This window comes from Lactobacillus panisapium, assembly GCF_019469265.1.
Lineage (GTDB): Bacteria > Bacillota > Bacilli > Lactobacillales > Lactobacillaceae > Lactobacillus > Lactobacillus panisapium.
On record NZ_CP048268.1, the window covers coordinates 498,565 to 522,500 of the forward strand.

27 protein-coding genes (1 of these 27 running past the window's edge) are annotated in these 23,936 nt (G+C 38.9%); 20 read left to right on the forward strand and 7 right to left on the reverse strand.

All coding sequences use genetic code 11. The annotated features are described in order from the left end of the window. Position 1: 1 nt before the first annotated feature. The 10 genes from GYM71_RS02380 to trxA all read left to right on the forward strand — a co-directional run bounded on the left by GYM71_RS02380 (position 2) and on the right by trxA (position 10,826). Complete coding sequence (locus GYM71_RS02380; protein WP_220220791.1) at positions 2–1,102, forward strand: glycosyltransferase; 1,101 nt, start codon at positions 2–4, stop codon at positions 1,100–1,102. Between the two features lie 67 nt (positions 1,103–1,169). Further along, positions 1,170–2,648, forward strand: coding sequence for a nicotinate phosphoribosyltransferase (locus tag GYM71_RS02385; protein WP_220220792.1), 1,479 nt, complete (start codon positions 1,170–1,172; stop codon positions 2,646–2,648). Further along, positions 2,645–3,475: an ammonia-dependent NAD(+) synthetase gene (gene nadE / locus GYM71_RS02390; RefSeq protein ID WP_220220793.1), complete on the forward strand. Its 831-nt coding sequence runs from the start codon at positions 2,645–2,647 to the stop codon at positions 3,473–3,475. Before GYM71_RS02385 ends, nadE begins: the two co-directional genes overlap by 4 nt. A 126-nt stretch (positions 3,476–3,601) precedes the next feature. Further along, positions 3,602–4,039: a GNAT family N-acetyltransferase gene (locus GYM71_RS02395; RefSeq protein ID WP_220220794.1), complete on the forward strand. Its 438-nt coding sequence runs from the start codon at positions 3,602–3,604 to the stop codon at positions 4,037–4,039. Positions 4,040–4,334: 295 nt separating this feature from the next. Continuing rightward, positions 4,335–6,977, forward strand: coding sequence for an alanine--tRNA ligase (gene alaS, locus GYM71_RS02400; RefSeq protein ID WP_220220795.1), 2,643 nt, complete (start codon positions 4,335–4,337; stop codon positions 6,975–6,977). A gap of 48 nt (positions 6,978–7,025) precedes the next feature. Further along, positions 7,026–7,283: an IreB family regulatory phosphoprotein gene (locus GYM71_RS02405; RefSeq protein WP_103753066.1), complete on the forward strand. Its 258-nt coding sequence runs from the start codon at positions 7,026–7,028 to the stop codon at positions 7,281–7,283. Further along, positions 7,284–7,712, forward strand: a complete 429-nt coding sequence (gene ruvX, locus GYM71_RS02410) for a Holliday junction resolvase RuvX (protein ID WP_103753065.1) — start codon at positions 7,284–7,286, stop codon at positions 7,710–7,712. A gap of 1 nt (position 7,713) precedes the next feature. Beyond that, on the forward strand, positions 7,714–8,019 hold the full coding sequence (locus tag GYM71_RS02415) for a DUF1292 domain-containing protein (protein WP_103753064.1): 306 nt from the start codon (positions 7,714–7,716) through the stop codon (positions 8,017–8,019). Between the two features lie 55 nt (positions 8,020–8,074). Continuing rightward, a complete protein-coding gene (locus GYM71_RS02420) occupies positions 8,075–10,426 on the forward strand; it encodes an endonuclease MutS2 (RefSeq protein WP_220220796.1) in 2,352 nt (783 codons plus the stop codon). An 88-nt stretch (positions 10,427–10,514) separates the two neighbouring features. Then, entirely contained in the window at positions 10,515–10,826 is a 312-nt protein-coding gene (gene trxA, locus GYM71_RS02425) for a thioredoxin (protein ID WP_220220797.1), read from the forward strand. Positions 10,827–10,869: 43 nt separating this feature from the next. Here trxA and mscL read toward each other — a convergent pair whose 3' ends face one another. Continuing rightward, a complete protein-coding gene (gene mscL, locus GYM71_RS02430) occupies positions 10,870–11,235 on the reverse strand; it encodes a large-conductance mechanosensitive channel protein MscL (RefSeq protein WP_103753061.1) in 366 nt (121 codons plus the stop codon). Between the two features lie 72 nt (positions 11,236–11,307). Next, positions 11,308–11,727 carry a YslB family protein gene (locus GYM71_RS02435; RefSeq protein WP_103753060.1) on the reverse strand — a complete coding sequence of 140 codons (420 nt, stop codon included), beginning with the start codon at positions 11,725–11,727 and terminating at the stop codon, positions 11,308–11,310. Between the two features lie 67 nt (positions 11,728–11,794). On the opposite strand from GYM71_RS02435, the gene murI reads away from it, so the two are divergent. Together murI and GYM71_RS02445 are read left to right on the forward strand one after the other, a co-directional pair. Continuing rightward, a complete protein-coding gene (murI, locus tag GYM71_RS02440) occupies positions 11,795–12,583 on the forward strand; it encodes a glutamate racemase (RefSeq protein WP_220220798.1) in 789 nt (262 codons plus the stop codon). 17 nt (positions 12,584–12,600) lie between these two features. Next, positions 12,601–13,215, forward strand: coding sequence for an XTP/dITP diphosphatase (locus tag GYM71_RS02445; protein WP_220220799.1), 615 nt, complete (start codon positions 12,601–12,603; stop codon positions 13,213–13,215). Positions 13,216–13,251: 36 nt separating this feature from the next. Here the strand turns inward: GYM71_RS02445 and GYM71_RS02450 are convergent, their stop codons facing one another. After that, complete coding sequence (locus GYM71_RS02450) at positions 13,252–14,067, reverse strand: mechanosensitive ion channel family protein (protein ID WP_220220800.1); 816 nt, start codon at positions 14,065–14,067, stop codon at positions 13,252–13,254. Positions 14,068–14,178: 111 nt separating this feature from the next. On the opposite strand from GYM71_RS02450, the gene GYM71_RS02455 reads away from it, so the two are divergent. Continuing rightward, positions 14,179–14,607 carry a DUF948 domain-containing protein gene (locus GYM71_RS02455; protein ID WP_103753056.1) on the forward strand — a complete coding sequence of 143 codons (429 nt, stop codon included), beginning with the start codon at positions 14,179–14,181 and terminating at the stop codon, positions 14,605–14,607. Positions 14,608–14,625: 18 nt separating this feature from the next. Beyond that, positions 14,626–15,003, forward strand: coding sequence for a DUF1269 domain-containing family protein (locus GYM71_RS02460; protein WP_103753055.1), 378 nt, complete (start codon positions 14,626–14,628; stop codon positions 15,001–15,003). Positions 15,004–15,071: 68 nt separating this feature from the next. On the opposite strand, the gene GYM71_RS02465 is transcribed toward GYM71_RS02460, so the two are convergent. Next, positions 15,072–16,178, reverse strand: coding sequence for an aminopeptidase P family protein (locus tag GYM71_RS02465; protein ID WP_103753054.1), 1,107 nt, complete (start codon positions 16,176–16,178; stop codon positions 15,072–15,074). Between the two features lie 145 nt (positions 16,179–16,323). Here GYM71_RS02465 and GYM71_RS02470 point away from each other — a divergent pair, with 145 nt between their 5' ends. Beyond that, the gene (locus tag GYM71_RS02470; RefSeq protein ID WP_103753053.1) at positions 16,324–17,325 is read left to right on the forward strand and encodes a substrate-binding domain-containing protein; all 1,002 of its coding nucleotides are present in this window, start codon (positions 16,324–16,326) and stop codon (positions 17,323–17,325) included. A 51-nt stretch (positions 17,326–17,376) separates the two neighbouring features. Here the strand turns inward: GYM71_RS02470 and GYM71_RS02475 are convergent, their stop codons facing one another. Then, positions 17,377–18,744 (reverse strand): glycerophosphodiester phosphodiesterase, encoded by a 1,368-nt coding sequence (locus tag GYM71_RS02475; protein ID WP_220220801.1) that lies wholly within the window; start codon positions 18,742–18,744, stop codon positions 17,377–17,379. A gap of 84 nt (positions 18,745–18,828) precedes the next feature. Between GYM71_RS02475 and GYM71_RS02480 the strand changes: the two genes are divergently transcribed. Genes GYM71_RS02480 through GYM71_RS02500 form a run of 5 tightly spaced genes read left to right on the forward strand, consistent with a single transcriptional unit; the run spans position 18,829 to position 22,522 of the window. Further along, on the forward strand, positions 18,829–19,161 hold the full coding sequence (locus GYM71_RS02480; protein WP_103753051.1) for a hypothetical protein: 333 nt from the start codon (positions 18,829–18,831) through the stop codon (positions 19,159–19,161). Between the two features lie 12 nt (positions 19,162–19,173). Beyond that, the gene (locus GYM71_RS02485) at positions 19,174–20,544 is read left to right on the forward strand and encodes a bifunctional metallophosphatase/5'-nucleotidase (RefSeq protein WP_220220802.1); all 1,371 of its coding nucleotides are present in this window, start codon (positions 19,174–19,176) and stop codon (positions 20,542–20,544) included. Positions 20,545–20,549: 5 nt separating this feature from the next. Continuing rightward, the gene (locus GYM71_RS02490; protein ID WP_220220803.1) at positions 20,550–21,140 is read left to right on the forward strand and encodes a YutD family protein; all 591 of its coding nucleotides are present in this window, start codon (positions 20,550–20,552) and stop codon (positions 21,138–21,140) included. After that, positions 21,141–21,917, forward strand: coding sequence for a TIGR01457 family HAD-type hydrolase (locus GYM71_RS02495; RefSeq protein WP_220220804.1), 777 nt, complete (start codon positions 21,141–21,143; stop codon positions 21,915–21,917). Then, entirely contained in the window at positions 21,914–22,522 is a 609-nt protein-coding gene (locus GYM71_RS02500; protein ID WP_220220805.1) for a TIGR01906 family membrane protein, read from the forward strand. The genes GYM71_RS02495 and GYM71_RS02500 overlap by 4 nt, the downstream gene beginning before the upstream one ends. 13 nt (positions 22,523–22,535) lie before the next feature. On the opposite strand, the gene GYM71_RS02505 is transcribed toward GYM71_RS02500, so the two are convergent. Both GYM71_RS02505 and GYM71_RS02510 read right to left on the reverse strand, forming a co-directional pair. Beyond that, positions 22,536–23,186 carry a VTT domain-containing protein gene (locus GYM71_RS02505; RefSeq protein ID WP_103753046.1) on the reverse strand — a complete coding sequence of 217 codons (651 nt, stop codon included), beginning with the start codon at positions 23,184–23,186 and terminating at the stop codon, positions 22,536–22,538. A 9-nt stretch (positions 23,187–23,195) separates the two neighbouring features. Then, positions 23,196–23,936, reverse strand: partial view of an NAD(P)/FAD-dependent oxidoreductase gene (locus tag GYM71_RS02510; RefSeq protein ID WP_220221169.1) — the 3' portion only. It continues 219 nt past the right edge of the window; the window shows 741 of its 960 coding nt (coding positions 220–960); its start codon lies beyond the right edge, outside the window — the gene reads right to left on this strand; it ends in the stop codon at positions 23,196–23,198.

Here is a 23,936-nt window from a genome sequence, read left to right on the forward strand (position 1 = left end):
CATGAAAGTTTTGCATGTCAATGCTGGTCTTGAATCTGGCGGTGGGTTGACCCATATTATCAATTTGCTAAAAGAAGCTAAAAGCGAAAAAAAGGATTTTACATTGTTATGCTTAGCGGACGGACCAGTTGCTAAGGCCGCTCAAGAAGCAAAAATAAATTATCATGTTTTGGGGGTAAAGAGTCGCTATGATTTGACCAGTCTTCGCCGCTTATCCGACTTTATCAACCATGGTAATTTTGACATTGTGCATACTCATGGACCGCGAGCTAACCTCTATTTAGCTTTAATTAAGGGAAAAATCACGGCGAAGTGGTGCGTTACCGTCCATTCTGATCCCTATTTAGACTTCAAGGGGCGAGGTTTTTTAGGCAAAGTCTTTACCCGCCAAAATGTTCGTGCGCTCAAAAAAGCTGATTGTATTTTTGCGATAACCAAAAGATTTGCCGACTTAATCACTACCAAAACTGGCATTTCGGCCGCTAAAGTGCATGTGATTTATAACGGTACTTTTTTTCATGATGATTCAGCCATTCCGGCTAAATATGAGCATCCGCATTTTAACATTGTCAATGTTGCCCGCTTAGAAAAAGTAAAGGGGCAAGAATTGCTTTTGCAGGCGCTAAAGAAACTCGACAATGGCAATGTTCACTTGTATATCGCAGGTGATGGAACCCAAAAACGGTCTTTGCAAGAGTTAACGCAAAAATTGGAGTTGGGTCCACAGGTGACTTTTCAGGGCTTTATGACTCATAAGCAGTTGAAACATCTCTACCGGCGAATGGATCTTGCGGTTCTAACTTCTTATTCCGAAAGTTTCCCCTTAGTCCTTTTGGAAGCAAGTGATAATCTCTTACCTATTTTATCGACTGATGTGGGTGACATTGAAATGATGATACCTGACAAACGCCATGGCTTCATCGCTAACACGGGCGATGTGGCATCGATTACGGCGGCACTGCAAGCAGCAGTTAATACTCCTAAAGAAGAACTTAAGCAGATGGCATTTCGTGAAAAAGCTTATGTTGCGGATAACTTCTCTTTGAATAAACAATTGTCTAGTATTCTTACCGTCTATCAGTCTTTAATAAAAGGTGACTAAATTGTTTAAACTTGCTTAAATGTTTATAATTAAACCAAAACTATTATAGATAAGTTAAGAGGACATAATGTTTTACCAAGAATTAGATCAAGATGATTCCTTGACCTTACATACAGATTTGTATGAAATTAATATGATGTATACCTACTTTAAAAAAGGGATTTCCGAACGTAATGCCGTTTTTGAAGCTTATTATCGCAAAGAGCCATTTGGCAACGGCTACTCGGTTTTTGCCGGTCTTGAGCACGTGATTTTATATCTCCAAAACCTGCATTTTAAGGAAAGCGATTTGAAGTATCTTAAAGATGAAGTAGGTTATGATGATGACTTCATCGATTATTTACGTAATTTCAAATTGCAACTAACTGTTCGCTCAATGAGTGAAGGCGAAATTGTTTTTGCCAATGAACCACTTATTCAAGTGGAGGGCCCGTTAGCACAGTGTCAATTGGTTGAAACAGCAATTTTAAATATTATTAATTACCAAATTCTTTTAGCAACTAAAGCAGCGCGGGTGAAGCTGGCTGTTCAGGGCGATGGCGTCATGGAATTTGGAACGAGAAGAGCCCAGGAAACAGATGCTGCATTATGGGGAACAAGAGCGGCTTATATCGGCGGTTTTGATTCAACAAGCAATGTTCGTGCCGGTAAGTTATTTGGAATCCCTGTTTCTGGAACCCATGCGCACTCTTTAGTTGAGGCTTTTGGCAGCGAATACGAAGCCTTTAAGGCTTATGCCGAAACTCATCATGATTGTGTCTTTTTGGTCGATACCTATGACACAGTCAGAAGCGGCGTTCCAAATGCAATTCGGGTAGCCGATGAAATGGGTGATAAAATCAATTTCCAAGGTGTCAGGATTGATTCGGGTGACATGGCTTATATCTCTAAGCAGGTAAGACATGAACTAGATAACGCTGGCTATCCTGATGCCAAGATTTATGCGTCTAATGACTTGGATGAAACGACAATTACTAGTTTAAAAATGCAGGGAGCTAAAATCGACGTTTGGGGAATTGGTACTAAGTATATAACAGCTTACGACCAGCCGGCTTTGGGTGCAGTTTATAAATTGGTTTCAGTTGAGGATGATCAGCACCAAATGCGTGACACGTTAAAGATTTCTTCTAATGCGGTTAAGGTTTCCACCCCAGGTAAAAAACAGGTTTGGCGGATATCTGCTAATACTGAAAAGAAAAATGAGGGTGACTGGATTGCCCGTGCTGGTGTCGACCCGCGGAAATTTGATTCGCTCTATATGTTTCATCCGCAATATAACTACATTAATAAGATAGTGACAGATTACACGGCTCAGCCGCTGCTTCACGATATTTTTGTAAATGGTAAATTAGTATACGAAAAACCAAAACTAATTGATATTAAGAAGTTCTGTGCTGCTAACTTAGATGGTCTATGGGATGAATACAAGCGAAGCCTGAATCCGCAAGAATACCCAGTGGACCTTTCCCAGGATTTATATGACAGTAAGATGAATATGATTCAGGACATTCGCAGTCAAATCAATAAAGGAGAAACTACTCGATGAGACCATTACAAAAAGAAATTATTGCTTATGAACACGTCTTGCCTAAAATAGATCCACAAAAGGAAATTAGACGGTCAGTTGATTTTTTGAAAAACTATTTAAAGGCTAACCCATTTTTAAAAACCTACGTATTGGGGATTTCTGGTGGTCAGGACTCGACTTTAACCGGTAAACTGTGTCAAATGGCCATTACCGAAATGCGGAAGGAAACCGGAGATCAGTCTTATCAATTTATTGCGGTTCGCTTACCCTATGGCGTGCAAGCCGATGCTGCTGATGCCGCCGATGCGGTTGCTTTTCAACAGCCTGATCAAGATTTAATTGTCAACATTAAGCCTGCTGTTGATGCCATGGTAGCTAGTTTAACCGCTGCTGGCGAAAAAATTTCGGATTTTAACAAGGGCAATATCAAGGCCCGTGAAAGAATGGTTGTACAATACGCAATCGCTGGTGCCAACAACGGTGCAGTCGTTGGCACTGACCATGCTGCAGAGAATTTTAGCGGCTTTTATACTAAGTACGGTGATGGTGCAGCTGATTTAACCCCATTATTCCGTCTGGATAAACGGCAAGGCAAACAGATGCTGCAAGAATTAAATTGCCCTGAGCATTTGTATCTGAAGGCACCAACTGCTGATTTGGAAGAAGAACAGCCTGCTCTTCCAGATGAAACGGCTCTGGGCGTTCGATACCAAGATGTTGATGACTATCTTGAAGGGCGTGAAGTTTCGGAAGAAGCTGCAGAACGAATTGAGGACTTGTGGCGTAAAAGTGAACATAAGAGACGGCTGCCAGTAACCGTTTTTGACGATTTTTATCTTAAGTAAAGAAACAAAGAAGCTTATTAAAGCTTCTTTTCTTTTTCCTTAATGTTATTGACAGTTTACTAATGCCGGACGTAAATTGGGTGTAATGATATTGGTAATTAAAAATAAGCTTAGGAGGAAAACAAGATGATTCGATCTGCACAAGAAAGCGACGCGGAACAAATTCAAAAAATTAATCAAGAACAGCTTGGGTATGATTATCCTGTGGCCAAAACGGCTGCCAATCTCAAACGGCTACTTGCTGATCAAGAGCACCACCTTATTCTCGTTTATGTTGACGATACATCTAAGAAGGTAATTGGCTATATTCATGTCGAACTATTTGAGGAACTTTATTTTGCCCCAATGTATAATATTTTGGCGTTAGCTGTTAGCCCGCAAACACAGCATCAAGGAATTGGTTCCAAGTTAATGACTGAGGTTGAGCACATTGCACAAAAAGCTGGTATTACTGAAATTAGGCTAAGTTCAGGGGAGGAACGAACCGGTGCGCACAAATTCTATGAACATTTGGGTTACACCTACCTTAAAAAGCAAAAACGCTTTGGGAAAAAGTTGGGATAAATTATTTAAATAAATATGCATACAGCAGTAATCAAACTTAACTGCTTATTGACAAAGATAAGCCAAGTAGTACAATTGTTTTTGACTTAAGATATGTTTTTTAGGCTAATCAATCAAAGAGAGAATCGGTTGCTGAGAAAGATTTATTGATTACTTAAAAAATGCTCCTTACGTTTTTATATAATAAAGATTATTAAGAGGTAACAAGCACTGTTGCAATTGAGGTGGTACCGCGTTTTAGGCGTCCTTAAAGATAGCAATGGTGTTTTTTATTTTGACAAAAGGGAGAAAATTAATGAAGAAACTGACAAGTTCTGAATTTAGACAAATGTTTTTAGACTTCTTTAAACAGCATGGTCACATGGTCTTGCCTAGTCAGTCACTAATTCCACAAGATGATCCAACTCTTCTTTGGATTAACTCTGGTGTGGCGACAATGAAGAAATATTTTGACGGTTCCGTTGTGCCGAAGAATCACAGAATCACAAGTTCGCAAAAATCAATCCGGACTAATGATATTGAAAATGTCGGTAAAACGGCGCGACACCAAACTTTCTTTGAAATGCTTGGCAACTTTTCTGTAGGTGATTACTTTAAAAAAGAAGCAATTACTTGGGCTTGGGAATTTTTGACCAGTCCTGATTGGCTTGATTTTGATCCGCAAAAATTATACTGTACCGTTTATCCTAAGGATACCGAGGCCCAAAAGATTTGGCTTGAAGTCGGAATGCCGGAAGATCACATTGTCAAACTTGAAGAAAACTTTTGGGATATTGGGGAAGGTCCTTGTGGTCCCGATTCCGAAATTTTTTATGATCGTGGGCAAGAAAATAATGATGTGGCCGAAGATGACCCTGAAAACTTCCCTGGTGGGGAAAACGCGCGTTACCTTGAAATTTGGAACATTGTTTTCTCACAATACAACCACTTGGCAAATGGTCAATATGTTGATCAACCCCATAAGAATATTGATACCGGTATGGGATTAGAGCGTGTCTTGTCAATTTTGCAAGATGCTCCAACCAATTTTGAAACAGACCTCTTCTTACCAATTATCCATGAAACAGAAAAAATGACTGCCAATAAGAAGTATGGCGAAAATAAGGCAGATACAACTGCTTTTAAAATCATTGCTGATCACGTAAGAACGGTTAGTTTCGCAATTGCCGATGGCGCTTTGCCTTCCAACACAGGACGTGGCTACGTTTTACGGCGGTTAATCAGACGGGCAGATTTAAATGGTCAACGGTTAGGAATTAAAGGCGCATTTTTGTATAAATTGGTTCCAGTAGTCGGCAAGATTATGGAAAGCCATTACCCTGAAGTCACAGACCAGAAGAGCTTTATCGCTAAGGTAATCAAGAACGAGGAAGAAAGATTCCAATTGACACTTGATTCCGGCTTGAGCTTATTAGACGATTTAATTCAAGCTGCGAAAAAGGATCATGATAAAACAATTGCGGGTAAGGATGCGTTCAAGCTCTTTGATACTTACGGCTTTCCGTATGAATTAACCTTTGAGTCCGCTCAAGATGCAGGCTTAAAAGTTGATAAAAAGGGCTTTGATGCAGAAATGAAGGCACAAAAAGAGCGTGCCCGTAAGGCTCGTGGTAATCTGCAATCCATGGGTGCACAAGATGAAACCCTGATGAACTTAAAGGATAAGTCAGAGTTTGAATATGGTGTCTATGAAGAAAAGCACGCTAAGCTAATCGACATTATTGTTGATGATAAGTTAGTTGATAAAGCCGATGGCGAGCAGGCTACGTTAATTTTTGACAAGACCCCATTTTACGCTGAACGCGGTGGCCAAGTGGCTGATCACGGTGATATCTACAACCATGATGGTGATTTGGTAGCTAAAGTAACAGACGTGCAACATGCACCAAACGACCAAAACATGCACTTTGTTGATGTTATTTTGCCACTGGAAAAAGGACAAGAATATACCTTAAAAATTGACCGCGTCCGTCGTGAAGGCCTGCGTCATTCACATACCGCAACGCACTTGCTGCACGCCGCTTTACGGAGTGTGCTCGGTGAACATACCCACCAAGCAGGAAGTTTAGTTGAACCAGATTTTCTCCGCTTTGACTTTACTGCCGTTGAGCCAATGACTCCTAAAGAACTTAAGTCAGTTGAAAACATGGTTAACCAAAAGATTTGGGAAGCAATTGATGTTAAAACGACTATTACTGATCCCGAAAGCGGAAAAGAAATGGGCGCTTTGGCTTTGTTTGATGGCAAATATGGCGATCAGGTTCGGGTAGTTCAAGTTAGTGATTTCTCCATTGAATTTTGTGGGGGAACGCACTGTGCTAATACTAACCAAATCGGTATTTTTAAGATTACCTCGGAATCAGCTATCGGAGCCGGTTTAAGACGAATTGAAGCTGTAATGTCGAAGAAGGCTTATGAATACTTAGCTAACCGTTCAGAATTACTGGATGAGATTCAAGCTGAAGTAAAATCGACTAAACCGCAAGATATTTTGGATAAGGTTGACAGTCTAGAACAAGACTTGCATGATAGCCAAAAGCAAGTAGAAGAACTTAATTCTAAGATTAATCAGATTAAAGCCGGAGCAATTTTTAATAACGTTGAACAAGCCGGTGACTTAACGGTTATCGCTCAAAAAGCCGATGTTAACGGCATGAATGACTTACGTGAACTTGCAGATACGTGGAAGAGCGGTAATAAGTCAGATGTCTTAGTTTTAGCTGCTGGAAAAGATGGCAAAGCAAACATGATTATTAGCTTGAATCAAAAAGCTCTTGATCACGGTTTAAAGGCTGGCGATTTAATTAAACAAGTTGCCCCAATCTTCGGTGGTGGCGGCGGTGGTCGTCCAAACATGGCTCAAGCTGGTGGTAAAAAACCTGAGTGTCTTGACGAGGCGATTAAGCAAGTTCTCACACTAGTTTCAAATAATAAATAATTGAGTTTATCCTGCTTTTCAAGTAAAATTAAGCAAGGAGGAATAATTATGAGTTCGCTAGATAAGACAATGCATTTTGACTTTAATGAAAATAAAGGCAAAAATGTTTATGATACTCTGCAAGATGTTTACAATGCCCTTGAAGAAAAAGGGTATAATCCCGTTAATCAGATTGTTGGTTACTTATTGTCTGGTGATCCGGCTTATATTCCACGGCATAATGACGCTCGTAATTTGATTTTAAAGCACGAACGTGATGAAATTATTGAAGAGCTTGTTAAAAGTTATCTTGGAAAAAACAAATAGATGAGACTGCTTGGTTTAGATGTTGGATCAAAAACTGTTGGTGTAGCTGTTAGCGATGAGCTAGGCATAACCGCCCAAAAGGTCACAACAATTCCAATTGATGAAACACGATTTAATTTTGGCATGCGCCCACTGAAAAAAATTGTCCGTGAATACGATCCAGATGGTTTTGTCTTGGGCTTGCCCAAAAATATGGATGGCTCATCTGGAGCATCTGTTGCTCGCAGTAAGGCATACGGTAAAAGGCTGAAAGATAAATTCGGATTGCCCGTTTATTATTCTGATGAACGATTAACGACAGTTGAATCAAGTCGGGTTTTGGTCGAAGAAGCCGGAATTCATGATCGGCACAAGCGTAAGAAAGTAATCGACCAAATGGCCGCGGTTTTGATTTTGCAGAATTATTTAGACTTAAACCGAAAGGATTAATATGACACAAGAAGTTCACGGTGATGACCGTCAAATTACCTTAGTTGATGATCAAGGTAATGAAGAATTATACGAAATTTTATTCACATTTCATTCAGATGACTATGATAAGTCGTACGTTTTGCTTTATCCTGCTTCAGCTGGTGAGGATGAAGAAATTGAGGTTCTTGCTTTTAGTTATGATGCAGATGATGCAGGCGATGTAACCAGCAGTGATTTGCACGAAATTGAAGCAGACGATGAATGGAACATGGTTCAAGGAGTCCTAAATACCTTCTTGGATGATGATCGCTTAAGTGGTGAATAAACAAAAAAGACTGGCTTAGCCAGCCTTTTTTATTAATAGAAATTTTTTGAAGAAAATGAATGACAAAATATTAGAAACATTAGAATTTGCAAAGATTACGGATCGCTTGCAGGAAATGGCAATTACCGCCCCAGCAAAAAGCCAGGCGGCTAATTTGGTACCTAGTAGCAAATTTTCGTGGGTACAACAAGCTTTAAAGCAGACATTAACTGGCACCAATATGCTGCGCATCAAGGGGCAACTACCCTTAACGGACTTTATGGATGTGAAGCCCAGTACGAAACGACTGCGGATTAATGCTAATTTAAATGCGGCTGAGCTTGGTAATTTACTGCTGGTTTTAACTTTGGCTAATGATGTCAATGGCTTTTTAGAAGACGTTGATGATGAAGAGCTTGATCTGACTGCAATTGAAACTATTCTGGAAGATTTAAACGTTCCAGAAGACTTTTTTAATCAGTTAAAAAAGTCGCTAACTTTTGATGGTGAAGTACTCGATACCGCGTCAAGCGCGTTAGCACAATTACGGCGAGAATTAAAAGCAAACGATGAAGAAATCAAAAAGCGCATGGACGGCTATCTTAAGGGAAATAGCAGTAAATATTTGTCTGAGCAAATTGTTACCATTAGGGATGAACGTTACGTTATTCCGGTTAGACAAGAATACCGCAATAAATTTGGCGGTGTAGTCCATGATCAGAGTGCCAGCGGGCAAACCCTGTTTATCGAGCCTAGCAGCGTCCTTAATTTAAATAATCGGGTGCAAAACCTGTTAGCTCAGGAACGCAGGGAAATTCAGCGGATTTTACATTCTCTTTCTTCGCAGGCACGGCAAGAAGTTGATTCGATTGAGCAGATTGCTGCTGCATTAACTGCGTTAGACTTTATTCAGGCTAAAGCAAAATTAGCACGTGAACTGAAGGCAACAGAGCCTCAACTAACTGAAGACCATTCGCTTGTTTTTTTGCAGGCGCGACATCCGTTAATTGATCCCAAAAAAGTAGTTGCTAATGATATTCGTTTGGGTGAAGATTTTGATACAATGCTGATTACTGGTCCGAATACCGGTGGTAAGACAATTACATTAAAGACCGTGGGCATTTTGCAATTAATGGTGCAAGCAGGACTATTCATTCCTGTTGCTGAAAATAGTAAGGCTGGCGTTTTCAAGGATATTTGTGCCGATATTGGTGATGAACAGTCAATCGAACAATCACTTAGTACTTTTTCTTCGCATATTAATGGCATCATTAAAATAATGAAAAATGTTGATGAGCAAACTTTAGTGTTAATCGATGAGATTGGAGCTGGAACTGATCCCGAGGAAGGGGCAAGTTTGGCAATTAGCATCTTGGATTTCTTGCGAAAAAAGCAAGCTAAGATAATTGTTACTACTCATTACCCTGAGTTAAAACTGTATGGCTACAACCGCCCCAAAGCAATAAATGCTTCAATGGAATTTGATTTAAAAACTTTATCACCAACTTATCGCCTGCAAATCGGTATTCCTGGGCACAGTAACGCCTTTGCAATTGCACGGCGCTTAGGAATGCGTGAAGATGTTGTAAAAAATGCGGAAGGTCTAATGTCTGATGATAATGCAGATATTAACCAAATGATTGCCGAACTAGCCAAACAGACTAAAAAGGCGTCAACCGCACGCCGGCATTTAGAAACCAGCCTTGATCGGAGTAGAAAACTTGAAGTAAAATTGCAGCAAGCACTTGATTGGTATAACCAGCGTGTGCAAAAGCAGTTAGAATTTGCCCAGGAACGGGCCAATGAAGTTGTCGCCAAAAGCCGAAAGAAAGCCGAAAAAATCATTGAGCAGCTGCAAAAGCAGCCGAATAATGTTAAGCAAAACGAACTGATTGATGCGAAGGGAAAGTTAACGCAGCTTGAAAAGCAAAATGAAAACTTAGCTCATAATCGCGTCCTGCAAAAAGAAAAAAGACGGCATCACGTCAAGGTAGGCGACCAGGTTAAAGTTTTATCTTACAATCAAACAGGAACAATCACTAAAAAACTATCTGAGCATCAATATGAAGTCCAGATGGGCATTATTAAAGTAAAAGTGAGTGATCGTGATGTTGAAAAGATAAATCAGCAAAAGCAGCAAACTAAGAAAACCGTCCGTGCTGTTAGTTCCAACCGGCGAAGTAACGCCCGTAGCGAACTTGATTTACGTGGACAGCGTTATGATGAGGCAATGACCAACCTTGATCGGTATATTGATTCTGTTTTGCTTGCTGGCCTTGATGTTGTCACAATCATTCACGGAATTGGAACAGGTGCAATCAGAAAAGGTGTGTGGCAATATTTGCGTTCGAGTAGTCACGTAAAAAGCTTTAATTATGCCCCTGCTAACGAGGGTGGTAACGGTGCAACTATTGTCCATTTGAAATAAAACAGCTTACTTGTAAAAAGTAAGTCGGCTTGCTATAATGAATTTTATAAGATAAGAAATATTGCATTATATATAGGGAGGTATATTCATGGTTGATGAACTAACAGATCAGAACTTTGAAGAAGAAACAAAAGATGGCGTTGTGCTAACAGATTTTTGGGCAACTTGGTGTGGTCCTTGCAAGATGCAATCGCCTGTTGTCGATGAATTGGCTGAAGAACGGCAAGATGTTAAGTTTACGAAGATGGATATTGATCAAAATAAAGAAACACCAAGTTCTCTTGGCATTATGGCTATCCCAACTTTACTCATTAAGAAAAATGGGGAAATTGTTGACCGGATAACTGGCTATACCCCAAAGGCCAAGCTTGATCAAATTCTCAATCAATATACTGATTAAACGCAAAAAAAGAGGCTTTCTCAGAAGAGAGAGCCTTATTTTTTTAGTTATTTTTTGCTTGAAGCAAATCCCGAATATCTTTTAAGTAATCTTCAGCAGATGGCTGAGCTGGAGCCGGTTGCGGTTTGGTTACTTTATTGACAGCCTTCACAAGTAAGAAAACAATGAATGCAATAATTAAGAAGTTAATCACAGTGTTAATAAATGAACCATACCTAAAGGTTGCGCCGCCAACCTTGACTACTAAATTTGATAAATCAATTTTGCCAATAAATAGACCAATTAATGGGTTAATTAAGTTTGTTACTAATGAATTTACAATATTAGTAAAAGCTCCGCCGATGATAACACCAACAGCCAAGTCGATTACATTTCCACGTTCAATAAATTGTTTAAACTCTTTTAGCATCTTTATTTCCTCCATTCTCACTTTAATCATATTGCAAAAATGGGCAAAAACTCAATTAAAAAGCTTTTAAACTTAGTCAAATTTGGCTGCTATTTGAACGATTTTCCTTTTATCATCAATCTTTAGTTCGCATTCTGTAGTCCGACCAGTTTCTTTTTGGACTGCTTCTGCTAAAATTCCGGCTTCTAGAGAAAACTCATGACTATCGCTGTTCAAGCGATCGGTTACACTTTGGCCGCTTAATTCAAAAACGGTCTCAGTTCGCCGCTGCTTTACTCTTGTTAAATCGCCAAATTCAGTGGTAGCAAAAAAACTGACTACGTCGTCAAAAGACGACAAATCATATTTGCGGGCAATTTTTTTGCCACCCCAATATAAGATTGCCTCATTGTCTTCACCTAAAATGGTGGGTAAAAGAAAGTCGCGGTATAACTGATTAACAAAATACACGTGTTCGCTTTGTTGCTTGTTGTCTTGCATAAAGAATTTCATCCCTTTTATTTTCTTTTATTTTACCGTAAAATTGAGAGAAATAGAAAAAATTGAGGGGATTTATATTATGGATAATCGGCCAATCGGCCTGTTAGATTCTGGCGTTGGTGGTTTAACTGTTGTCAAAAAAATCATTCAAAAAATGCCAGGCGAATCAACTGTTTTTATCGGTGATAATGCCCATATCCCATATGGTGATAAGACGAAAGAAGAAATAGTCGAACTGACTAGAAACAGTGTCAATTTTTTATTAAGTAAAAATGTTAAGTTGATTATTTTTGCTTGCAATACTGCCACGGCAGTCGCGATGGATATCATCCAAAAAGAAATAACCGTTCCAATTATCGGCGTGATTCAATCTGGAAGCAGTGCGGCAATTCGCGCAACTCAAACTAATCGGGTTGCAGTAGTTGCCACGCAAATGACAGTGGCACTCCATGCTTACCAAACAGAAATTAATGCGCGCGATCCTAAAGTTCAGGTGACAGAGCTTGCGGCACCACAATTAGTGCCTTTGATTGAAAAAAATGCTGGCAGATCAAACTATTTGTCAGCCTTGCAGCAAACCCTAAAGCCACTAGAAAATAGCACATTTGATACCTTGATTTTAGGGTGCACGCATTATCCAATTATTCGTGATGAGTTCGTTCAGTGTCTCCCGACTGGGGTTCAGGTAGTCGATCCTGCAGATCAGGTAGCGGAAAGTACCTTTGAATTGATGAAGCAAAAAGGGCTGTTAGGTGCCAGTACCCAATCTGCTCAACATGAATATTACACAACTGGTGAGGTTGAGTTAGTAGAAAAATTGGGCAAAATAGTGCTTAATGACGCTAATTTTACCGCTCATCATTTATAAAAAAGAAAAGGCAAGTTATGAAAGAAATTTTGTTTGCTACGACCAATTATGGCAAGGTTAAGGAATTAAAAGAGGCTTTTAAAAAAGCCAAAATAGATGTTGCTATCAAAACTAACAAAGATTTGGCTCATGCGCCAATTGTTGAGGAATATGGAACAACCTTTGAGCAAAATGCTAAATTAAAGGCGCATGCTCTGGCTGATTACAGTCAAATGGTGACCATTGCTGATGACTCAGGATTAATGGTGGATGCTCTTGATGGGGCCCCCGGAGTTCGGTCCGCTCGGTTTGCCGGAGAGGAGCATAATGACAGCAAAAATAATGCTAAATTGTTGGTAGAACTTGGCGGGGTAAAACCTGAAAAAAGGACAGCACGTTTTAATACCACGATTGTGGCTTCGATGCCGGGCAATTTTGCTCAGGATCTAGTCGTTTCGGGTCAGTGTAGTGGCCTTATTCTGGCGGCTCCTCGAGGAGAAGATGGTTTTGGCTATGATCCTTTGTTTTATGTTCCAGAAAAAGGCAAAACCTTTGCTGAAATGACGGTTGAAGAAAAAAATAGTTTGTCACACCGTGGCAGGGCAATCCAAAAATTATTGGCTGCTTTTCCTGCCTGGCTAGCGCAATTTTAAAAAGGTTAATCCTAACTATGGGATTAACCTTTTTCATTATTGTGCTAATAAAATGCCATTTGCTTGCAGCGTTTTTAAGTAATGCGTCAAATATTGATCTTGGACAGCTTTTTCATGCCCTGGTTCGACTTGAAAATGAATGACATATGTAGCTGTTTGGGCTGTCTGTGCGGTAATCCCGATAATATTGGGACCTTGGACAAGGACATTTTTACCTATGTCTATGTCATTATTTACTTGCTCAATGAGTTGATGAACCTTGTTAAAGTCATTGGAAACTTTTAACTGCAATTCAATATCAAGACCAATACCGCCGTGGGCGAGATTTTGGACAATTGAGATATTGCGGTTAGGGATGTAGATAATCGAACCATCTGTTCCTTTTAGTCTGGTCGTCCGTAATCCTAGCTGAACAACCACCCCAGTTTGATTATTAATCTGGACAATGTCACCAACATCAAATTGATCTTCACTCAAAATGAAAAAGCCGTTGACTAAATCACTGACAAAGCCCTGAGCTCCCATGCCTAAAGCAAGAGAAAAGATACCAGCACTAGCTAGCAAAGTCCCAATTGGAATACCCAATATTGATAAAACAGCAAATAAATAAAAGAAGATAACTGTATAAGAAAAAATACTATTAATTAAAGCCGCAACTGTTTTCGATCGCTTGGTTTGTGGGCGCTTGCTATGATTTAAATAATGATTAATAATTTTTTTGCCAAATTGATTAATTAAATAGAATATCAAAGATGATATTGCTAATTGCCACACAACTGAGATTAATTGCTCGCCAATTTGATCCCAATTGATTTTTAAAACTTTTTGGTTGATTTGAAACGCTTGTTTCATGGTTCCCGCCTTTCTTATATGCATATTAACTATAGCAAAATATTACATATAGATTGAGATTGAAGCATTTTCATGCTAGACTTTTTTTAGGTATAGAATTGGAGGTTGAAGATGATAATGTCTTATGGTGCATTAGCAGGTATAATTGCTGCGGTTGCATTATTAATTTTAGTACTTTTCACAATTCCTGTGCTTATTCGTGCCACAAAGGCGACAAAACAAGCAGAAGAAATGATCAAGAGTGCCAATGAATCAATACAGCAGATTTCGAAAGAAGCTGATGTCTTGCTTCAGCAAACAGGTGATTTACTTGATAAAACCAATGTGTTATTGGCGGACGTGAACGTTAAAATGGAAACCCTAGATCCAGTGGTTCAAGCAGCCGCAGATTTAGGAGTTAGCGTTTCGGATGTTAACGCGTCCTCCCGTAAGATGGCAAAACGCGTCAGCAACTTCCGTCTGAAAGGCAATAACGGAATAATGTCTTCTGCTTTATCGTCGATGTTTGCACGTCGTAGGCGTCGTAAAGGTAAGGATTAGTAAAAAGGAGTTACTACGATGAGAAAATTTACTGATTTTGTATTAGGTGCTATTGTAGGTGGAGCAGCAGGTTTTTTAGCTGGCTCATTGCTTGTTAGCGATAATCAAATTGATGAATTAAAGAGAAAAGTTAAGAATAATGATACCGTTCAAGATTTAAAGAAAAAATATGATAACGGTACAGAAGTAGTTAAAAATCAATTGGCATCATTCCCTAAGAATGTCGAGGATGATTCTGAATTAAAAGATTTTGATGATATTGTCATTGATAATTCAAAAGATGATGACCCAATTCAAAAGGACAATGCAGAAAAATCAGTTGATGATCTGCATAATGCTGAAGGTCCAGAGGATCCAGGCGTTTTGCCAAAGGATGACACTTTACCAAGACCTTAACAATTAAGTTAACAAAAAATGCACTAGCAGGAGCAATCTCCCGCCAGTGCATTTTTATTATAGAGAAATTAGTCGTTGAGCGGAATGTACTTAAGCTCTTTGTCAGTATGTGTAAATGGTTGGTAACCGTCTTTAGTGACAACGCCGCAGTCTTCGATTCTTACACCTGCAACACCAGGGATGTAAATGCCAGGTTCAATCGAAAAGCACATGCCTTCCTCAATAATTAAGTCATTGCCTTGAACAATTGAAGGATATTCGTGCACATCCTTGCCAATTCCGTGACCTAAGCGGTGAATGAAATATTCGCCGTAGCCGGCCTTAGTAATCACGTCACGGGCAACGCTATCTAGTTCAGAAGCTGTCATCCCTGGTTTAACAGCATCAATTGCGGCTTGTTGTGCTTCACGGTCGATCTCGTAGATTTCTTTTTCCTTTGCGCTTGGTTCACCATAAGCAACTGTTCGACTAGAATCGGATGCATAGCCGTTGTGCATAGTTCCAAGATCAAATAGCACTAATTCATTAGGTGCTATTTTGTTCATTGTTGGGCCTAAATGAGGATTAGCAGCATTTGCACCGGCTTGCACGATAGTTTCAAAACTTTCGTGCATAACACCTTTTTGCAGTTTTAACTGATAATCAATTTGACCAGCAATATATCTTTCGGTTACGCCAGTCTTAATGGCGTTAAAACCGATTTGGAAAGCAAAGTCAGCTTCTTCACCGGCAGCTTGTAATTGCTTAATTTCTTCAGGCGTCTTATACAAACGAATTTTAGCGATAAAGTTAGACACATCGGCATCAAAGTTGGCATCAGGGAATTGTTGATGAAGCAATTGGTAGTGAGAAACAGACAAATTATTTTTCTCAAGCGCCCATTTTTGGTATGCTGTAGTTCTGTGCTTAACTTTGTCAGCAATTACAGCCCAAGGATCTTCTGAATCAAGGTAGCCATAAACATCGCCATTCCAAGCAGAATTTTTGGCTTCTTCTACATTTAGGGCAGGAACAAAGACGAATGGGTCTTGGTCCTTGAAAGCTAGAAGAGCGAAAATTCGTTCATGCGGCTCCATATCATAACCTGTAAAATAGGCTATTGTGGTTGGATTTGAAATATAAGCTACGTCGTTATTAGAACTCTGTAGCCATTCTTGCAATTTGGTTAAATTCATAAACTTTTCCTTTCGTATCAAGCGGTAATTAAGAAAAGTATATCATGTTCTTGAGTTGAAAAAATGAAAGAATAGCTGTAAACGTTTGCACTTTTTGCAAAAGAATGATAAATTTTATACTAGTACATAAGATAGGGGAAATAAGATGCGTAAACAAGATATTACAATTTATGATGTTGCTCGCGAGGCCAAGGTATCGATGGCCACAGTTTCACGGGTTGTTAATGGTAACACCAACGTGCGTAAAGATACACGTGATCGGGTAATGAAAGTGATTAATCGTTTGCACTACCAACCAAATGCTGTAGCGCAGGGACTAGCCTCTAAGAGAACAACAACTGTCGGGTTGATTGTGCCGGATTTAACCAACCTTTATTTTGCTGAACTTTCAAAAGGAATCGACGATATTGCCCTTTTGTATAAGTATAATATTATTATTACGAGCATTGAGAATCGTTTGATGCGTGAAGATCAAGCAATCCAGGGCTTGCTGAATAAGCAGGTTGATGGGGTTATTTACATGTCTGATAGTTTGCCAGAAGAAGCTGTCGAGGCTTTTAAACGGACTGATACACCCGTAGTTTTGGCAGGAACCAAGGATAACCACCAAGAATTTCCTTCCGTTGCAATTGACTACAAGAAAGCCGATACTGAGGCTTTGAACTTGCTTTATAACGATGGTAAAAAGAACTTAGCACTTGTTTTGGATAATCCTGATACGGTTGTTAACGCTGAGAATCGCATTCCAGCCTACAAGAAATTCTTAGAAGAACATAATTTAGGTGAAGGTCATATTTATAGTCACATTAAGGATCATTCTGACGGCTATAACCTCTTCTCGCAACTAAGTCAAGATGGTATTGATGGTGTAATCGTAACTAGCGATGTTACTGCTGTCGGTATTTTGAATTCAGCAATTGATGCTGGAAAGAAAGTTCCAGATGACTTGGAAATTATTACGGCTAGCGCAACTCAAATCGCTTCTGTCGTTCGTCCGGCTCTAACAGCTATTCGTCAACCCCTTTATGATATTGGTGCTGTAGCAATGAGAATGCTGACCAAATTGATGAATAATGAAAAAGTAGACAATATGCAAATTGAATTGCCATATGAATTACTGAAAAAACAGAGTACTTCAAATAACTAAATGATTTAACTAAAAACCCGTTACACATTTGTGTAACGGGTTTTTGCTACGCTAATTTAATTGCGCTGCTAATTTAATTTTTTGGGTAAAAGTAAGTTCTCTTGGCGCTTGTAGCGGCTGATATTGCGTCAAGGCAATATTAGGATAACGGCTCATTCGCGGCAAATTATGATAGTTTTTCCAACTGGTTTCGTCGAAAAAGCCGTAAAAGAGAATATCACGGGCCTTAACCCAGCCTAGAGATGTTTTGAGCCACATGCTCTTAGGACTACCATTGAAATTATAGATGCGATAAAGCTGGTTAAGGGGCATTTTCTTCTTAGTTTTTGCCTGATTTTCTGGATAACGGTAAAGCGCAACTTCTTTTTGCGGCCGTGCGATAACTTGCTTATCTTGGTACGGGGCAACATCTTGCGGCTTTAAATCCAGGGTAACAAATTCAGCGGAAATAAAGGTTTGGTTGTCTATTTGATAATAAAGCTGGTTATGTGCCCGCACACCATACGATACCTCTAATTTTTGCCCAGGATAAACAAACTTTTTGCGTTTAATTCGAACATATGGGTTCATCATTGTGGCAGCTTTTTTATTGCCGAAGTATAACCCCTTGCGGTGGATATCGTATTTATGCGTTCCTTCTTTTGCCAATTTGTACTTGAAACCGGTACTGGGAAAGTTGGTCACGACACCGTCAATGTTTTTGTTAATTAGCCAATGCCACAATTCAGGCGATTCGTCCATTTCTGTCCAAACAAAAACCTGTTTGTTTAGCTGGTGCAACCAGTGAATTAGCCAAGAGTGATTTAAAATTAAATCAGATGATACGTTGACTGCATTAACTTGCGGAAGATTGCTGAAGTTCATTCGTTTTAAACTGCCGACAATTAAGATTAAATATGCATCAGGCATAATTTCCCGAAAATGAAATAAACTGGCAGCAGAAAATGAGTGAATCATGACCCGTTTTTCCATGTGATATTTTTTAATTGTTGCCGCAATTTTATCTTCAAGTTCATAAGAAGAATCAATTGAGTGATCTATTTTTGTTTCTAAAATAAATTTTGTATCTGGCTTTTTTTGATAATGTTCAAATAGTTCCGCTAAACTCAGCACATGTTCACCATTATCATATGTTAATTGACTAAGTGCTTGCCAAGTATTTTGTGATACAATTGCATGTGTATGGGTAACTCGAAACAAATCATCATCATGCGAAACGACCAGTTCTCCGTCTGATGACAGATGAAGGTCGAGTTCAACGTAATCGGCGCCGGAGTTGAAAGCAGAATCATCACTCTGAATAGTTTCTTCAGGGTATTTAGTGGGATCCCCGCGGTGCCCGACAACAGTGAAACCAGTTGTTGTCAAAAAGATTAAGCTAAAAAAGAGAGCCGTAATTAGATGGCTTTTACGTTTCATGTGTACACCTCTATCGTTTATTACAATAGCATGGTTGCACATTTTTTGCTATATGTAACAGTTTTAATTTCATAGGTATAATTAATGAATCAACAATATGAAGAATTAGATTTAATTGAAGAAATCACTCGTAATGATAACAGCAAGTATTTTGAAATTTCAAATATCGACCAAAATGGGATTGCTGAACTAGCAGTTGACCGGGGCAAAATTAAGAATGTGCGCATTTTGCAGTTGAACATCCCGCGAACGACGGCATTAGTTACTTATGAAAAGTACATCAATAAAACTTACCAGCTTGAAACGTTGACTAATGAGGAAGATTGGAAAAATCCTGACTGGGTAGAATGGGAAAAGCCTAAGGGTAAAATCTTGGACGCTTATAAGATGATTTTAAAATCCAATCAGATTGGATAGAAAGTGGGAGAAATGGAAAAACTACGCATTTTACATACTAATGATTTGCATTCACACTTTGAACACTTTCCCAAAATTGGCCGGTATCTTCATGAGGCACAAAAAGATCAATCAGTTGATCAAGTTTTCACGTTTGATGCCGGTGATTTTATGGACCGTTCCCACCCTTTAACGGATGCAACATACGGGCAAGCTAACATTAAATTAATGAATTCTTTTCATTATGATGCAATTACGATTGGTAATAATGAGGGGATTTCCAACTCACATGAGGTGGTTGAGCATTTATTTGATCATGCTAAATTTCCCGTCATTTTGGCCAACCTCCGTGAGGAAGATGAGTCAATGCCGCACTGGGCCGTTCAAAATAAGATTATCACTACCAAAAAGGGTACCCGAATTGCCTTAATCGGTCTAACTGCCGCATATCCGCTTTCTTATGAGCCTAACCACTGGCACGTTAAAATGCTAAAAGAAACAATGGATGATGTGTTACCTAAAATTGCTGGACAGTATGATGTGCTCATTTTATTAACACATGTTGGTCTAAACATGGATGAGTTTTTGGCAAAAAATTATCCCCAGATTGATTTAATTGTTGGCGGTCATACGCACGATTTATTGAAGCATGGCAAAAGGGTAAATGGTGTTTGGATTACGCAAACCGGTAAGTGGGGTAATTACGTTGGTAATACTTACGTGGAAATTGATGATCAGCACCATGTAAAGAAAATAACGCCGCATGTCGAGCCAACAAGCTTGATGAAAGAGCATAATGGCGATATTGAAACAATTCTAGGTTATTGTGAATGCGGTAAGGAAATTCTAAGTCGTGAACAAGTAGCGAATTTACCGGAAAAATATGATGACGATTATGAGGCAACAATTAATGTTTCAATGGATGCCATTGCTGATTTTGCTAAAACCGACTTGGCAATGCTGAGTACTGGACTCTTTCTGCAACCTTTTAAGCGCGGCATCTTAACCAAATATGATTTACAAGTGGCTTTACCACACTCCATGCACGTTGTTAGATCAAAATTAAAGGGCAAGGATTTGTGGCGCTTGGTCATGGAGATTGAGAAGAATCGTCATTACCTTGATCATTTTCACTTGCAGGGGATGAGTTTTCGCGGCAAAATTTTTGGTCAAATGCATTACCGTGGAATCAAATTTGACCCGATAAGCAGAATAGTTTACGTTAAAGGCAAAGAAATTGATCCTGCTAAGGAATATGAAATTGCGGTGTTAGATCACTATGTTCTAGTGCCGTTTTTCCCTACTTTAGCTATAGTTGGTGATAATAAGTTTTTATTCCCACAATTTTTACGTGAAGTAATTGGGGATTATTTGGCCAAAAAATATCCTATTAACAGGAAGTGAACCTAATGACGGAAAAAGCCGTTGAAGTAGTTAAGATAAAAACTGACAAGGAAAATAAGTTTGAGAAACAGCAGCCTCTTCGGCATCCATTGGCTGCTGTTTCGTTAGAAAACGATCGTTTAAAGATTAATAAACAGTTATACCAGGTCATGGTGAATAAGGAAGATGCCCTTGATCTTGAGGTATTAAGCCAGAAATATGACCCATATCTTGATCAATATGATTTTTTGGTTGGGGATGTTTCCAGCGAACATTTACGTCTCAAAGGCTTTTATAAAGATAACGTACAGACAGCAATTGATCGAAAAGAACAGACGATTGCTGACTATCTAATGGAATATTGCAATCCTGGTGGCCCTTATTTTATCTTGCAATTGCTGAGCCCAGTGCACCATTATCGTAATAATAACCGGAAAAAATGGGGTAGTTCATATCGTAAGCGTAAGAAGGGCCAACCTAATAAAAAGAATGGTGTTGCTTTCAAGCGTTACAAGGTTCGACCTGCACATTATAAAAAGCCGGAAACGGTAGCGGTTAAAAAAGAACAGAAAAATAATCATACTTTTGTAATTAAAAAAAGAAAGGGCAGCAAGTAAGTGAAAGATTACCATTTATTTTTAGTGGACCTCGATGGCACTATTTATCGTGGAAAAGACACTATTGCGTCCGGAGTGCGTTTTATTCACCGAATTAAAGAAGCAGGTAAAGAGTGTCTTTTTTTAACCAATAACACTACCAGAACGCCTCAAATGGTTGTTGACAAATTGGCTCATCATGGCGTTAAAACGGACGTTTCTCATATTTATACGCCGAATATGGCAACAGTTAGTTATATTTTGGAGCAAGAAGATTGGCAAGCCAAGAAAATTGGCGTTTATTTAATTGGCCAAATTGGCTTACTACAAGAATTTTTAAAGCATCCAGAATTCGAATTAAATGAGTCCAATCCGGATTATGTTGTCGTGGGGCTTGATACTGATTTTACTTATCATAAAGTTCAAGTTGCATCTACTGCAATTCAAAATGGGGCTAAGTTTATTGGTACTAATGCTGATGTTAATTTGCCTAGTGATCAGGGGCTAATGCCGGGAAACGGCTCTTTGTGTGCAATGGTTGCTGTTGCCAGTGGTCAAGAACCGCTATATATTGGTAAACCATCTGCAATCATTATTGAAAAAGTGTTGGCTAAATTTCATTGTTCTAAAAAAGACGCTCTTTTAGTGGGCGATAATTATGAAACCGACATAAAAGCTGGCTTTAACAGTGGGGTTGACCAATTATTGGTAACCACAGGAATTACCCAAGCTGCTGATCTAATTGGCAAAAAGCAGCCAACGATTTTGGTCGATAGCTTGGATAAGGTAAAATTATGAGCAAAAAAAGTAACATTTTGACAATCATTTATCACTTTATTTTTGGCGTTACTAGTAGTGTTGTGGGCGCTATTATTGCCAGCTGGCCATTATTGCTAGTTTTTGTAATTGTGCAAAAAACTAATAAAACTGTTAATTTGTCAATCGGGCAGGTTATGCACAACTACAATCAGTTAATGTGGTACTTAATCTGGCCGTTTAAGCACAAACTGAAGATGAGTAATTTACCAACTTCGTCTTTAGCTGCACAGCATTTTGCGGATGTGAAGAAACTGCTAGTTCTAGCCGTTTTAGCCTTTTTATGTTGTCTGCTTATTTTTTTGTGGAACAGGAGTCAAAAAAATAAAGCACTGAAACTAAATAAAGTTTGGGCGCTTTTATTTTTACTATTGCCAATTGCTGTTTTACCATTTGCACTAACAAATTTTGATAACTTTTTTGTTGTATTTCATCATTTGCTATTTGCTGGTAGCAGTACTTGGCTGTTTGATCCGGCTACTGATCCAATTATTAATGTGCTGACTGAGGGCTTTTTTGCCTCATGTTTTGCAGTCGCAGGAATTATTTACGAATTATATTTTGCTAATCAGCTTTTAGAGCGCTAAAAAAAGAAGTTCCTTAGTGGAGCTCCTTTTTTTGTGTTAGCCGTTTTTTGAGGGCAACAATTAAAATCGGTAATACTGAAATTAGAATAATTGCAAGAATTAACATGGAAAAATGCTCTTTGACGAATGGAATATTACCAAACAAGGCACCGATTATTGTAAAAAGACCACTCCAGATAATTCCGCCAATTACGTTGTAAATTGCAAATTTACCATAATGCATTTTGCTTCCGCCAGAAATGAAGGGAACAAAGGTCCGAATGAATGGAATGAAACGACCAATAACAATTGTGATCGGACCATGGCGCTCAAAGAATTTTTCGGCTGCCATTCGATTTTTCTGATTAATCAGTTTATTAAACCAAGAATGTTTTTCTCCTGCATTAACTGAGCGTGCCCCAATTTCATAGTTACATGCATCACCTAAAATGGCGGCTAATAAAACTGCTAAATAAACTAACCAGATATTAATGTGATATTTGGGGTTTACTGCCATTGAACTTGCTGCAAAAATCAGCGAATCTCCTGGTAAAAAGGGGAAAATAACAAGTCCGGTTTCGATAAAAATAATGCCAAAAATAATCAAGTAGGTCCAGTTGCCAAACTGGTTGACTATTTCAATCAGATGGTGATCAATGTGAAGAATAAAATTGATTATTGTCATAAATCGCTCCTAAATACTGGTTGAATGAATTGTTAAGGTTTTTTCTGGGAAAAGCGAGCGCATAATTGCGGTAATTGCAATTTGAGCTTCGCCAAAGCCTAGTCCGATTACAGGAACGCGACCAGGGTAAGTGGCACTATCACCAATCGCATAAATACCTGGTATATTAGTTGCCATTTCCCGCGTGACATCAATTTGGCCGTTGGTCAGATTAATGCCCCACTTACGGGCAATACTGTTATCTGCTCTAAAGCCATAGGCAACAATGATTTGATCAAAGTGGCGCTTAATAATGTCGGTTTCTCCCATTTGTTTGAGACCAACCTCAAGTTGATTATTCCTTAATGTAATTGTTTTAGGAAGATAAGGGGTTAGAATTTCAACATTTTTTAAACTTTTCAGTTGCTGTATTGAAGATTCTAAACCGCGAAATTCATTTCGGCGATGAATTAATTTGACTTGCGTGTTGCTTTCCTCCGCAAGTTCAAGTGCCCAATCAAGAGCTGAATCACCACCACCAAAAACGGCAACTGTTTGACCGGCGTATTTAGCTAAATCTTGAACAAAATAATGCACGCGTTTTTCAATTGCCTCATCCATTTTTAGAGGCAATTTCTTTGGTTTAAATGAACCAGTTCCGGTAGCAATAATGACGCTTTTTACCTCAAAATCACCATCAATAAGAAATTTGTCTTCTTCTTGCTCAATAGAAGTAACGCGATGGTTTAATGAAAAAGTGGTCTTGCCAGT